The organism is Streptomyces hainanensis (assembly GCF_004348415.1).
GTDB lineage: Bacteria > Actinomycetota > Actinomycetes > Streptomycetales > Streptomycetaceae > Streptomyces > Streptomyces hainanensis.
This window is the reverse complement of sequence record NZ_SMKI01000201.1, coordinates 1-13,288: the sequence shown is the minus strand read 5'-3', so window position 1 is coordinate 13,288 and position 13,288 is coordinate 1. Positions and strand designations below refer to the sequence as shown.

The window sequence follows — 13,288 nt, the reverse complement described above, 5'->3', positions numbered from 1 at the left end:
CCCCGGTGCGGCGCCGCGCGGGCGGCGCCGCACCGGGGAAGGGGCGGACTATCTGACGGACTACCTGACGAACTACGTGACGAACTACCTGGTGATCTCGATCGCCGGGCTGTCGATTTGCTGGTTCTCGCTGGTCAGGTACACCTCGTAGGAGGAGCCCCGGTGGGCCCACATGGGCACGTCGAGGGCGTAGGAGACGCGGCCGATCTCGTCCGCCGTGACCGTCCTGATCGTCCGGCCCTGGCCGTCGTCGCCGTCGGCGCGGAGCCGCACCGTGACGCGCTCACCCGGGTCGTAGCCGAACGCCGCCACCTGGACGCGCTCGCCGCGGCGCACGGACGTCCGGTCCACCGTGACCTGCTCGCCGACCGTGTTCTCCGGCGTGCGGATCTCGTTGACGGTGCGCTCGCCCTCGTCGTTCTTGCGGATGAGGAAGCCGTCGTGGTGCTCGCCGTTGGCGTAGCGCGCCTCGTACTGGATGGTGTCCTCGGTGACGTCGATCAGCTGGTAGAGCTGCATGTCCTGGCCGTCGGTGACGATCTCACCGCCGTTGTCCGTCCAGTTCTCGCCGTTGTTGAGGTCGTACATCTTGCCGCCGGAGACGGACACGGCGTACGTCACGCCGTTGTGCACCGTCACGGACTCGCGGGCGTCCGCCTGGTTGCCGCGGCCGTAGGCGTGGTCGTGGCCCTGGAGCACCAGGTCGACGCCGTACTCCTCGAACAGCGGGCCCCACTGGTTCCGCACGTTGGGGTTGTTGCGGGTGCCGGTCATCGAGTAGACGGGGTGGTGGAAGGAGACCACCGTCCACTTGTTGGGGTTGTCCCGCAGCAGGCCTTCGAGCCACTCGGTCTGGGCGGCCATCAGGGTCGGGTTGTTCTGGAGGTTGGAGTCCAGGCCGATGAAGCGCACGCCCTGGTAGTCCACCGTGTAGGCGGTGCCGTCGAGTTCGGCGTTGCCCGGACCGTTGTCCGGGTACGGGAACTGCGGCCGCCAGAACGACGAGAGCCGGCCGCTGCTGTACTCGTGGTTGCCGGGCACCGAGAAGTTGTTGATCTGGGCGTCGATGAAGCCGTCGGCCTGGTGCCACTGGCCCCACTCCTCCTCCGAGTTGGGGGAGTCGACGAGGTCACCGGCGTTGACGACGAGTCGCGCCTCGGGCCGGTCGGCGAACGCCTGGCGGAAGACGCGGGGCACGGCGGAGTCGATGTAGTTCTGCGCGTCGCCGTAGTAGATGAAGGAGAACGGCTCGATGCCCTCGGCCGCGGTGGTGAAGTCGACCCACTCGCTCCAGTTGACGCCGTCGCCCACCCGGTAGGTGTAGCGGGTGTCCGGCCGGAGGTCGGTGAAGTTGACCGTGTGGTACGTCGAGGCGTAGCCGAGGCTCGTGTTGACCGGCGTGCTGGACACGGCCATGACGGTGGCGACGTCGCCCTCGGCCGGCCGGACGTCGCCGAGCGCGCGGGGCGCCTGGAGGATCTGGGCCTGGGCCGAGCCGTTCGGCGCGTCCGCCCGCCAGGTCACGTTCTGGCTGGTCGCGGGGGCGGTGGTCGGGGTGAGCACGACGCGGTCGGGCATCGGCGACGGCCGGTGGATCTCGGCGGCCGGGTACTCGGTCGGCGGGGTCGGCGAGTCGCTGAAGGCCATCGGGGCGGCCAGCAGTCCGCTGACGACGAGCGTCGCCGTGCCGAGCACGGCGACCTTCGTACGGGTGGACCGCGTGGCCCAGACTCTCGGGATGTCGCTCACGGGACGAAGGACTCCTCACGGGGGTGGGTGTGGGCCTCGGGCGTCGGCGCGCCGGAGGCGACTGGATTCACCCAGGGGCAGCCGAACGGCTTGCCGGTCTTTCCTGGCCGGCCGGTGAACACTTACGCGCGAGGTGAGTCGGGTGTGGCGGGCCGGTGGTCGGCGCGTGGGGGTTCGCCCGGGCGCCGCCGGCCGTTCGTCGGGCGTTCGCCGACGGCACGCGGCGGGCCGGTAGCTTCCGGGCACGTCGGACGGTGGCTGAGGGAGGCGGACGCGGATGGTGGCGATGCCTCGGCGGAGTTGGTTGGCGTTCGGCGCGGTGCCGGCGGTGTGCGCGCTGCTCCTGCTGCCCGCCGCCGACGCGGCCCCGACGTGGTCGGCGACCGAGAAGGGCGACGCGTTCATCACTGCGGACACCGGGGGCGTGTTCGACCTGGAGGCGGGCGAGTGCTTCGTCGACCCGGCGTACTCCGAGGTGTTGGGCCAGGACACGGTGCTCTACACCCCGTGTGCCGAGGGCGCCGACAACCAGGTGTACGGCTTCGTGGCCGCCCCGGAGGACGTGGCCGGTGACGCGTACGGCGCCGAGCGGCTCGCCGCCTTCGGCTGGGAGATCTGCGGGCGCGGCTTCGCGAGCTACTGGCCCGGTGAGGCGGCGGCCGGGCTCGACTTCTACCCGGTGCTCCCGACCGAGCGCACCTGGGGACTCGGCGACCGTGACGTGATGTGCGTGGTCTACCGGCCGGGGGTCCGACTCACCGAGTCGCTGCTGCCGTTGGCCTGAGCTGCCGTCGGCCCGAGCGGCACCCCACCACGCGTGTTCGGTTCTGTGTGACCCTGTGCCTCTGTGCGCGCGAGGTCTTGACCGTGGTCGGTCATTTCGAATACTGGGGCGTATGCCCCCCACACGACCGTTGTCCCGTCTCGCCGCCGCGCTCGGCGGCGCGTTGGTGCTCCTGGCGGCGCTCCTCACCCTCCCCGCGCCGGCGCACGCCGCCCCCGACGCCGAGCCGTACGCCGAGCCCTCTGCCGACTCTTCCGCCGAGCCCTATGCCGGCTACCTCTTCACCTACTTCACGGGAGAGGGCACGGCCGACGGCGAGCAGGTCCACTTCGCGCTCAGCCGCGGCAACGACCCCCTCAACTGGCGGGAGCTCAACGGCGGGAACCCGGTCCTCACCTCCACCCTCGGCGACCTGGGCGTGCGCGACCCGTTCGTGATCCGCTCGCCCGCCGGGGACCGGTTCTACCTGATCGCCACCGACCTGCGGATGCACGGCGACGGCGACTGGGACGGGGTGCAGCGGCACGGCAGCCGGTCGATCATGGTGTGGGAGTCGACGGACCTGGTGAACTGGTCCGCGCAGCGCTCGGTCGAGGTGGCCCCGCCCACCGCGGGCAACGTCTGGGCGCCCGAGGCGTACTGGGACCCGGAGCGGAACGCGTACGTCGTCTTCTGGGCGTCCAAGGTGTACGCCGCGAACGACCCGGACCACACGGGCGACACCCACAACCGCATGCTGTACGCGACCACCAGCGACTTCCGCACGTTCAGCGAGCCCGAGACCTGGCACGACCCCGGCTACTCGGTGATCGACTCCACGGTGATCGAGGACGACGGCGTCTTCCACCGCTTCACCAAGGACGAGCGGAACCCGTCCTCGTCCACCCCGTGCAGCAAGTTCGTCACCCAGGAGAGCTCCACCGATCTCCTCGACCCCGCCTGGGACTTCGTCGCCGACTGCCTCGGCCGCGGCGCCCTGTCGCAGGGCGAGGGGCCCACCGTCTTCCGGTCCAACACCGAGGAGAAGTGGTACCTGTTCATCGACGAGTTCGGCGGCCGCGGCTACGTCCCGTTCGAGACCACCGACCTGGCGTCCGGCCGGTGGACCGAGTCCACCGGCTACCGGCTGCCCGCCTCACCCCGGCACGGCACCGTGCTGCCCGTCACCCAGGCCGAGTACGACCGGCTCGCCGAGCGCTGGGGCGTGCCGCCGGTGCGGGCGGACGAGGACGGGTTGGTCGCGCACTGGCCGCTGGACGGCACCGCGGCCGACGCCTCGGGACACGGCTACGACGGCACCACCGCGGGCGACGTCTCCTGGCGGGACGGCGCGCTCGCCTTCGGCGGCACCGAGGGACACGTCCGGCTGCCGAACGACCTGCTCTCCGGCGTCGACGCGGTGACCGTCTCCGCCGACGTCCTCGTCGATCCCGCCCAACGCGCCCCCTACTTCCTCTTCGGCTTCGGCAACACCGCCGCCGACGGCCGCGGTGACGGCTACCTCTTCGCCACCGGCGGCACCGAGGAGAGCGGCTTCCGCGCCGCGCTCTCCGACGGCGACTGGACGCGGGAACAACAGGCCGCCTCGGCCGGCGGCCTGCCGCGCGGCCGCTGGGTGAACGTCGCCTACACCATCCACGGTTCGACGGCCGTGCTCTACCTCGACGGGGTCGAGGCGGCGCGCAACGACGCGATGACGCTCCGCCCCTCGGACATCGCCGGCGGCCGCACCACCGCCAACTACCTGGGCCGCTCGCAGTACTCGGCGGACGCCCGCTTCCGCGGCTCGATGCGGGACGTCCGCCTCCACAACCGGGCGCTGTCCGTCGACGAGATCGCCGCGCTGCCCGCCAACGCGACCACCGTCCGGGCCGTCGACCTGCCCGCGCTCCGGGTGCCCGCGGTGATCGACTCACCCACCGGCACCGTCACCCTGCCCGTCGAGCCGGGCACCGATCTCCGCCGGCTGCGCCCGGAGTTCACCCTCGCGCCCGGCGCCCGGATCTCGCCGCGCGGCGACCGGCCCGTCGACCTGCGCCGGCCGGTCACCTACACCGTCACCTCGGCCGAGGGCGCCACCCGGGCCTGGACCGTCCGCGCGGTGGAGATGCGCAGCCCGGTGCTGCCCGGGCTCACCGCGGACCCCAACATCGTGGCGTTCGGCGACACCTACTACCTGTACGCCACCACGGACGGCTTCCCCGGCTGGAGCGGCACCACGTTCAGCGCCTGGTCGTCGAAGGACCTGGTGAACTGGCGCGACCACGGCGTGATCCTGGACCTCGGGCCCGACGTCTCCTGGGCCGACTCCCGCGCCTGGGCCCCCACCATCGCCGAGCGCGACGGGCGCTACTACTTCTACTACTGCGCCGACGCGAAGATCGGCGTCGCGGTGAGCGACTCCCCGACCGGCCCGTTCACCGACTCCGGCGCCCCGCTGATCGCGGCCAACCCCGACGGCGGCGGCCAGCCCATCGACCCGGCCGTCTTCACCGACCGGGACGGCCAGTCGTACCTCTACTGGGGCAACGGCTCGGCCTGGGTCGTCCCGCTCGCCGACGACATGGTGTCCTTCGACCCGGCCGAGGTGCGCCGGATCCCCGACCTGCCGGACTTCCGCGAGGGCCTGTTCATGGTCGAGCGCGCCGGCCGCTACCACCTCACCTACTCGATCGACGACACCCGCAGCCCGAACTACCGGGTCGGCTACGCCACGTCGGACAGCCCGTACGGGCCCTTCACGTACCACGGCGTGATCCTCCAGCGTGACTCCTCGCTCGGCGTCCTCGGCACCGGCCACAACTCGGTGCTCCAGGTGCCGGGCACGGACGACTGGTACATCGCCTACCACCGCTTCGCCATCCCGGACGGCGACGGCACCCACCGCGAGACCACCATCGACCGGCTCACCTTCTCCCGCGAAGGACTGCTCCAACCCGTCCGCCCGACCCTGGAGAGCGTCCGACCGCAGCGGATCCGCTGAACCTCGACGACCTCGGTCGTGTCGTTCTGTCACCGGGTCGTGACGCACGTGTTGCGCCTTGAGGCCGCCCTGAGGATTCGGCGTCAATACGATGGCGAAATCACCGGTCGGTCATTGACGGGCAGGCGGAACACCCGCCTCCGGGAACGCGCCGGGGCGGGCCGTGGACATCGTTACGGGGGAGCACGGAAAGCCATGTCGTTTCTACGTTTCATGGAAGACGACGTCAGGGAGATGGCCAGGCAACTCGCCGCCAGCGGCGAGGAGTTGCGGTCGGCCTCGCGGCGGTTGGCGAACACCGAGGCGGGGGAGATCGGCACGCCGGGCCTCGCCGGCCAGTGCGAGGACTTCGCCGACTCGTGGGACTACGGCTTCGGGCAGCTGTCCGACCTGACCCGCGGCATCGGGGACGTCGCCAACAACGCGGCCGACGCGTTCACCCAGGCCGACCAGGACCTGGAGCGGACGGCCCGCGAGGCCAGGACCGGGGCGGGGAGTTGAGCGCGAAGATGGCCGAGTACCCACACCTCGGGTTCGACCCCTGCCCCGGCGACGTGACCATCGCGGACGCGCTGGCCGGCACCATGCGTGAGGTCACCGCGCGGAGTTCGAGCACGCACACCACCCTGACCTCGATCAACACCACCGACGGCATCTGGGTCGGCCGCGCCGCCGACGCGTTCGGGGACGCGTTCTCCGAGGTGCCGCCCCAACTCGACCGCGCCGTGACGGCCATGGACGTCGCCGCCCGCGCGCTGAGCGGCTGGGCCGGCGAGCTGGCCGGGTTCCAGGCACGGGCGCGGGCGTTGGAGGAGGAGGCGGCCTCGGCGCAGGCCGCCGCCGACGCCGCGCGGGTCGCCGTGGACGGCATGCCGACCGACACCGCGGGCATGACGGACGACGAACGCGGCCGGCACGAGGACGACGCGGAGCGGGCGGGCAACCGGCTCTCCACCGCCAACGCCGGCCTGGCGGCGATACGTTCGCGCGCCGAGGGCCTGAACGCCGAGTTCGTCTCGGCGGCCGACGACACCGCGCGCCAGTTGCGGCGGGCCGGCGAGTCCGCCCCGCCCGAGCCCGACCTGCTGGACCGGATCGGCAGCGCGCTGGAGGACATCGGCGACTTCCTGGCCGACGTCATCGAGTTCCTCGCCGACCCGGCGGTGTGGCGGGCGATCGGCGACCTGTTCTCCAACATCGCCATGGTGCTCGGCACCCTCTGCATGATCATCATGCTGTTCTCCAACCCCGCCGGCTGGCTGGTGATGGCCGCCCTCGTCGCCTCGACCCTCGCCCTCGGCTTCCACGTCGCGGCCAAGGCCGGCGGCGAGGACATCGGCTGGGACACCATCGTCTGCGACGCCGTCGGCGTGCTCGGCGGCGCTCTCGGCGTGGGCGCCGGCCGGGTGGTCGCCGCCGGCCGGGCGGGCGTCGCCGCCGGGCAGGGGATGCGGGCCGCCGGCTTCGCCCAGGCGGTGGGCGGCCCCGGCCGGCTGGCCGGCCTCGGGCAGTGGTTCCGCGGCGTCGGGGTCACGATGCGCGGCTGGAGCCTGGTCGGCGTCGGCAACGGCCTGAACTGGACCGGTACGGTCGGCGGCAACGGGGCGGCCTACACCGACCTGGGCCGCAACTTCTCGGTCCCCTTCCTCGCGCCGTTCAGCACCCTCGGCGACCTGTGGTCCCAGCACAGCGGCGACGGAGGCCAGGCCAACGCGGCCCGGTTCAGCCCGCCGCAGCGGCTGACCGCGGCGAGCGACGCGTTCGCGAACGGCCTGGAGCAGGACGGCCTGGTGACCGCCGCGTGACGACGACGCCCCGGTCCGGGTTCGGCTACCACTTCACCTGCGAGGTCCCCGACGACTACGTGCCACTGCCGACCGGCGGCTCGGCGGAGGACTGGCAGGCGGCGCTCAAGGAGCTGCTGCCGGCGTCCGACGAGGCCCAACTGGCGGTCAGTGCCGCCGTGCTGTGCGAGGCGCACGACAAGCTCACCACGCACAACACCGTGCGCACCGCGCTCTGCGTCGGCCACCGCGACGAGTCGATGGTGCTGGGCGTGCTGATCGTCTCGGTCGAACACACCGGCCACGACCACGACCTCGCGGCCGCGGAGGGCATCTACCGCGGCCTCAAGGAGTCCTACTTCGCGGGCACCCCGGGGCGGGAGCCCGAGCTGACCGAGATCGACCGGGCCTCGGTCAAGGGGGTCCAGGGCCCGGAGGACACCCTGCTGGCCGCCCGGCTGCCCTGCGGCCCCGCCGTCTCGGTCACCTCGCTGCGGGCCATGCTGCTGCCGTCCGCCGAGGACCCGGGGCGCGAGGCCCGTCTCGGCATCGCCACCCACCAGCTCATCGTGCCGGCCCCGGCCGCGTACTGCCTGTACGTCACGGTGTTCACGCCCAGCCTCGACCACCTCGACCTGTTCGGCGCCCACCTGGCGCACATCGGGCGCACCCTCGAGTTCGACGGCGCGCTCCCCGAACCGGCGGCGGAGGCCGGCTGATGTCCCCCGGGCGGCACGAGCCGCTGCTGGCCATGCACCGGGCCCTGACCGTCCGGCTGACCGAGCTGGACGCGGAGCACCTGCGGCGGGTCGGCGCCGGCGCCTGGCTCGGGGCGCTCGGCGCCACGGCGGCGGCCACCGCCGTCGCCGTGCTGGCCGTGACGCCGCTCCTCGACCCGGCGGGGCTCGGCTGGTTCGCGCTGCTCACCCTCCCGGCGGGCGCCGGCGCGGGCGCGCTGGCCTGGCGCGCGGTGCGGCGGCTCACCACCCCTTACGGCCCGGTGGGCGAGGAGTGCCGGGCCGTACGGCGCGAGCGGGACGGCCTGCTGGACTCGTTGTACGCGCTGCCGCCCGCCGCCACCGCCTCGTCGGACTGGGCCGGCATCGACGACGTGCACCGGTGGATCGCCGAGGCCGACGCCGACGCCGCGCTCACCGCGCCGGGCGACGCGGGCCGCGTCGCCCGCCGGGCCGGCCGTGGACTCCCGTGGCTGCTGGCCGCGTTGGTCCTGACCGGCGTCCTCGCCCCGCTGGCCGTCGTGGTGCCGCTCGCCGTCGTCGCCTCGCCGGAACTGTGGGGGATGCTGCTGCCCCTCGCCGTCCTGCTGGCCGGCGCCGGGCCCGCGCTGCGGATCGCCTACCTGCGCGCCGTCGACCCGCCGCGCCGCGTCACCCGCACCCAGCGGCGCGGCTGGCGCGCCGAACTCGCCTACCGCGGGCACCGGCTCACCACCGGCGCCGGGGTCGCGCCGTGGCGGTTCCCCGCCCTCCACACCCAACGGCTGTGGCTGGCGCTCGGCGGCCCGCTCTGGCGCCGCCTCGGCCTGCCGGCCCACTCGCCGGCCGACGTCCTGCGCGGACTCCCGGCCGGCGCCTCGCCGCTCCGCGTCTGGTACTGGCGCCACGTCGGCCCGGGCACCGTGACCCTGCTGGGCCTGGTGCTGGTCGCGCTCGTCGCGGTCACGGTGCGCACCGCCGGTTAGGTCCTGGTCGGCGCGCGGCTCACTCGGTGTCGTGGGTGTACCACTCGGTGCCGCCGATGGGGAACGACCACCCCGGCTGGCCTTCGGTGGCGCTGGTGCGGAACGGCTGGCCCTCGTCGTCGATCCGCAGCACGCCCTCGCGGTCGCCGCTCGCCCAGTCGAGCTCCAGGAACCAGTCGACGTCGTGCGCCTCGGTGCTCGCGGTGATGTACACGACCAGCGGGTCGGTCTCGTCCACCCACAGCGGGAGCTCCGGCTGGTCCCCGGCCGCGGTGGGTTCCGGGGCGGCCGCGTCCAGGTCGATGTCGAAGGCGGTGGTCTCCACCGGACCGCCGCCGCAGGCGCCGTACCCGGTGAAGAGGTTCCAGGGAAGCGGGTCCTCGGCCCTGGACACCCGGACCCGCAACTCCCGCAACACCACCGTCTCGTCGCCCGTGCTCTGGATGGTGAGCTCGACGTACTGCTCGTCGGCCGAGACGGCACCCATCGCGGCGGCCCAGCCGGGCGCGGCCGCCTCGTCGGGTGGCGGGGGCACCTGCTCGGGCTCCGCGTCGACGAGGTACCAGTTGCCGCAGGGGGAGTCTTCCTGGAACGCGTGCGGGCGGGCGGCGACCGTCACCGGCGCCGGCTCGCCGTCGCCGCCCGCCCCCGCGTCCGCCGTCGTGTCGCCGGAATCGCCCGCGTCCGACGCGTCGTCGCCGGACGAGGCGAGCCATACCGCGCCGGTGACGGTCAGCGCCACGGCCAGGGCGGCGGCGCCGACGAGCAGCACGGTCCGCCCGCGCCGGCGGGCGGGTGGTGGAGGCGGTGGCGTGGGAGTGGAGGCGGGCGGCTGCGGCGCGGGGGGCGCGACGGCGGGTGGCTCGGACTCGGGCGCCCGCCGTTCCCGTTGCCGTTCGCGCGCCGTGTCGGCCGCGATCCACCGCCGGTGCAGCTCCATCAGTTCCTCGGGCGTCGCCCTGCACAGCCGAGCGAACCGCTCCACGGTCGCGAACTCGGGCGGCAGCCCGTCCCCCTTGCAGTAGCGGTGCAGCGTCGAGGCGCTCATGTGCAGCCGCTTGGCGAGTGTGCCGTAGCTCAGCCCGGAGCGTCCCTTCAACTCCTCGAGCAGCACTCCCAGATCGGCGGTCTCCGCCTCCGCTGTCACGTGTCCCCCTCGTTTCCGCGTCCCGGCTGGACATTCGACGCGGCTCACATCCTCCCAGCTCACCGGCCGTTCGAACGTCCCATCCCCCCGTCCCGGCCATCGTCGCTGGTGGGCGGGACAGAACCCGGCCCAATCTGTGGTCGTCCGGCGGTGACTCGCCGCCGACAAGCACCTGACAGCCACTCGAGAAAGCAGCACACGACATGAACGCCTTCACCCTCCGCCGCCGCACCCGGACCCTCGTCGCCGCCGTCGCCGCCGTGGCCGCCCTCTCACTCACCGCCTGCGAGGACGACGAGCTCGCGGAGATCGGCGGCGGCGGTCAGACCGAGGCGCCCGCCGAGCAGGACGGCGGCAGCGACGGTGGCGACGACGGCGCCACGGACGACAGCGGCCAGCCCGACGAGGAGGGCGGCGAGAACATCGTCGAGGGCGGCGGCCAGGGCGAGGACGGCGAGGCCGGCGACGAGGTGGCCATCATCCCCTGCGCCGACCAGAACACCCAGGTGACCGTCTCCCCGGTCGAGCGGCCCATCAACCACCTGCTGCTCACCGTCACCAACACCGGCGACGAGGTGTGCGACGCCTACAGCTACCCCCTCATCGGGTTCGACAACTCCCAGGGCCCGCTGCCGGTCGTCGACGACAGCGTTCCCCAGTCCGTGGTCTCGCTCCAGCCGGGTGACTCCGCGTACGCCGGCGTGATCACCTCGGCCGCCGACTCGGCAGAGGGCTACACCTCGACCTCCATGGTCCTCACCTTCATGGACGTGAACGGAAACATGGTGGGTGAGTACGTCGACCTGGCGCTGCCGGGCGGCGAGGTGTTCGTCGGCGACGCGGCCGCCGTCACCTACTGGCAGACCGACATGGACTCCGCCCTCATGTGGTAGCCGGCCCGAGGGGGTCAGAGGGGCACGATGGGGCGTGCCGCGAAGCGCGGGTGGCGAGCTGAGGCCGACTACGGGAGGCACCGGCTCACCACCCGCTCGCGCGTTGGGGCGGGTGCCTCGGGGGCCGGAACCGCCCCGGGCGGTCCAAGGCACGGTGGGGCGTGCCTTAGACTCAAGGGATGTATGCCCGCTGAGGGCTCGTTGTCGTTGCAGTACCTAGGACCGGTCCCGTACGGAGAGTAGTCGAATGTCTAACCGTTGCGATGTGTGCGCCAAGGAACCCTCCTTCGGCAACAGGGTCTCCCGTCTCGGCAAGAACGCCATCGCGCGTCGGGTCAAGGCGCGGTCGCCGCGTAAGTTCACCCCGAACATTCAGTCCGTGCGGGCGGTCGTCGACGGTACGCCGCAGCGGGTGAAGGTCTGCACCTCCTGCCTGAAGAGCGGCAAGGTGACCCGCCGGTCCCAGGCGGCCTGACCGCTCCCAGGGACACGGACTCCGACGCCGTGTCGATCCAGCGCCCGGTTCGCCCGGGCAGTGGATCGGCACGGCGTCCGGCTATGAGAGGGCCGCGGCCGCCGGCATGACGCTCTCGATGCGGCCGAGCGCGAAGACGCGGTCGCGGCTCGGTTCCTTCGTCGGGTGCCTTCAGCCCGAGCTCGGCCAGGGTGCCGCGCGGCTCCTTCGACGGCGCCGCCGCGAACAGCTCCTCCAGGGGGCGGTCGAGGCCCAGCGGGGTCTCCCACGCCTGCCGCGGCATGGCGGTCATGTGCAGTTCGCCGGAGTCCGTCGCCCACACCAGCGCGCGGTCCGCCAGTGTCGCCAGCACCTTGTCAAGGCGGTGGACGGCCCGCCCGTCGGCTGGCCGCACCAGCTCCAGCAGGCCGTCGCGGTCCGCTCGTTCCCCGAGCGCCGCGAGCGCCTCGGCCACCTCGGGCCGGCCAGGGCCAGGGCCACCGAGCCGGGGCGCTGGAGCCGGTCCGCCGGCTCCGACAGGGCGCGCGGCTCGGGCGGCGAAGGACGCCGGGTGGCCCCTCAGCGCAGGGCGCGGCCCAGCCGGCGCAGGCCCTCCGCGATCTCGTCGGGGGTGTGCGTGGTGAACGACAGCCGCAGCGTCGTCGGATCGGCCGGGCCCGCGTAGAAGGGCGCGCCCGGCACGTAGGCCACGTCGTGGTCGATGGCCGTGCGCAGCAGCGCGGTGGCGTCGTGGCCGGCCGGGAGGCGGGCCCAGACGAACATGCCGCCCGTCGGGCGGTTCCAGGTGCTGCCCGCCGGCAGTGCCGCCGGCAGCCCGGCGAGCAGGGCGTCCCGGCGCTCGCGGTAGGCGGCGCGGACCCGCGCGAGGTGCGCGTCCAGGTCGCTGTCGGCGAGGTAGCGGGCGGCCGCGGCCTGGTCCACGGTGGACGAGTGCAGGTCGGCGGCCTGCTTGGCGATCACGCAGGCGCGTCGTAGCGCGGCGGGGGCGCGCAGCCAGCCGAGGCGCATGCCGGGGGCCATGATCTTGGAGAAGCTGCCGAGCAGCACCGCCCGGTCCTCGACATCGGGGAACGACGCGAGCCACGGCGCCGGCTCGCCCTCGAACCGCAGTTCGCCGTACGGGTCGTCCTCGACGAGCCAGATCCCGTGCCGCGCCGCGGAGTCCGCGACCGCGCGCCGCTGTTTGGCCGGCATGGTGCGGCCCGTCGGGTTGTGGAACGTCGGTATCAGGTACAGCAGTTTGGGCCGCTCGGCGACGATCAGCCGCTCGAGCGCCGCCGGGTCGACGCCGTCCGCGTCGCAGGGCACCGGCAGCACCCGGGCACCGGCGAAGCCGAAGCACTGGAGGGCGGCGAGGTAGGTCGGGTCCTCGACGAGCACCACGTCGCCGGGTTCGAGCAGCGCGGTGGCGAGGATGGCGAGCGCCTGCTGCGAGCCGGCCGTGATCAGCAGGTCGTCGGGCTCCGTCGGGAGCCCGCGCCGGCCCAGCCGGCCCGCGACGGCGGCGCGCAGCGCCGGGTCGCCCTCGGTCGTCGCGTACTGGAGCACCTTCCGCGGCGCCTCGGCGAGCACCCGGTCGTACGCGGCCCGGATCGCGGCGTCGTCGAAGAGCTCGGGCGCCGGCAGCCCACCGGCGAACGAGATCACCTCGGGCCGCGCCGTCAACGCCAGGATCTCCCGCACCGGCGACGCCCCTACCGCCGCCACCCGCCCGGCGAGCGGGGGGACGGGGGCGCGGGTGGCGAGCGGCACGGGGTTCATGCTGTCTCTT

11 protein-coding genes are annotated in these 13,288 nt (G+C 73.5%); 8 read left to right on the top strand and 3 right to left on the bottom strand.

From position 1 onward, the window contains the following. Positions 1-84: 84 nt before the first annotated feature. Positions 85-1,749 (bottom strand): purple acid phosphatase family protein, encoded by a 1,665-nt coding sequence (locus E1283_RS19255; protein ID WP_243744947.1) that lies wholly within the window; start codon positions 1,747-1,749, stop codon positions 85-87. A gap of 277 nt (positions 1,750-2,026) precedes the next feature. Between E1283_RS19255 and E1283_RS19250 the strand changes: the two genes are divergently transcribed. The 6 genes from E1283_RS19250 to E1283_RS19225 all read left to right on the top strand — a co-directional run bounded on the left by E1283_RS19250 (position 2,027) and on the right by E1283_RS19225 (position 9,002). Then, a complete protein-coding gene (locus tag E1283_RS19250) occupies positions 2,027-2,533 on the top strand; it encodes a hypothetical protein (protein WP_132819329.1) in 507 nt (168 codons plus the stop codon). Positions 2,534-2,645: 112 nt separating this feature from the next. Continuing rightward, positions 2,646-5,516, top strand: coding sequence for a family 43 glycosylhydrolase (locus tag E1283_RS19245; protein ID WP_132819328.1), 2,871 nt, complete (start codon positions 2,646-2,648; stop codon positions 5,514-5,516). Between the two features lie 195 nt (positions 5,517-5,711). Next, positions 5,712-6,017: a hypothetical protein gene (locus tag E1283_RS19240; protein ID WP_132819327.1), complete on the top strand. Its 306-nt coding sequence runs from the start codon at positions 5,712-5,714 to the stop codon at positions 6,015-6,017. An 8-nt stretch (positions 6,018-6,025) separates the two neighbouring features. Continuing rightward, complete coding sequence (locus E1283_RS19235) at positions 6,026-7,321, top strand: putative T7SS-secreted protein (RefSeq protein ID WP_132819326.1); 1,296 nt, start codon at positions 6,026-6,028, stop codon at positions 7,319-7,321. Beyond that, positions 7,318-8,019, top strand: coding sequence for a hypothetical protein (locus tag E1283_RS19230; RefSeq protein WP_132819325.1), 702 nt, complete (start codon positions 7,318-7,320; stop codon positions 8,017-8,019). The genes E1283_RS19235 and E1283_RS19230 overlap by 4 nt, the downstream gene beginning before the upstream one ends. Continuing rightward, positions 8,019-9,002 carry a hypothetical protein gene (locus E1283_RS19225; protein WP_132819324.1) on the top strand — a complete coding sequence of 328 codons (984 nt, stop codon included), beginning with the start codon at positions 8,019-8,021 and terminating at the stop codon, positions 9,000-9,002. Before E1283_RS19230 ends, E1283_RS19225 begins: the two co-directional genes overlap by 1 nt. Before the next feature lie 19 nt (positions 9,003-9,021). On the opposite strand, the gene E1283_RS19220 is transcribed toward E1283_RS19225, so the two are convergent. Then, entirely contained in the window at positions 9,022-10,149 is a 1,128-nt protein-coding gene (locus E1283_RS19220) for a helix-turn-helix domain-containing protein (protein ID WP_132819323.1), read from the bottom strand. A 203-nt stretch (positions 10,150-10,352) separates the two neighbouring features. On the opposite strand from E1283_RS19220, the gene E1283_RS19215 reads away from it, so the two are divergent. Together E1283_RS19215 and rpmB are read left to right on the top strand one after the other, a co-directional pair. Beyond that, a complete protein-coding gene (locus E1283_RS19215; protein ID WP_132819322.1) occupies positions 10,353-11,042 on the top strand; it encodes a DUF4232 domain-containing protein in 690 nt (229 codons plus the stop codon). Between the two features lie 247 nt (positions 11,043-11,289). Continuing rightward, on the top strand, positions 11,290-11,517 hold the full coding sequence (gene rpmB / locus E1283_RS19210) for a 50S ribosomal protein L28 (protein WP_132819321.1): 228 nt from the start codon (positions 11,290-11,292) through the stop codon (positions 11,515-11,517). Between the two features lie 558 nt (positions 11,518-12,075). Here the strand turns inward: rpmB and E1283_RS19205 are convergent. Beyond that, positions 12,076-13,278 (bottom strand): aminotransferase-like domain-containing protein, encoded by a 1,203-nt coding sequence (locus tag E1283_RS19205; RefSeq protein ID WP_132819320.1) that lies wholly within the window; start codon positions 13,276-13,278, stop codon positions 12,076-12,078. Positions 13,279-13,288: the final 10 nt, after the last annotated feature.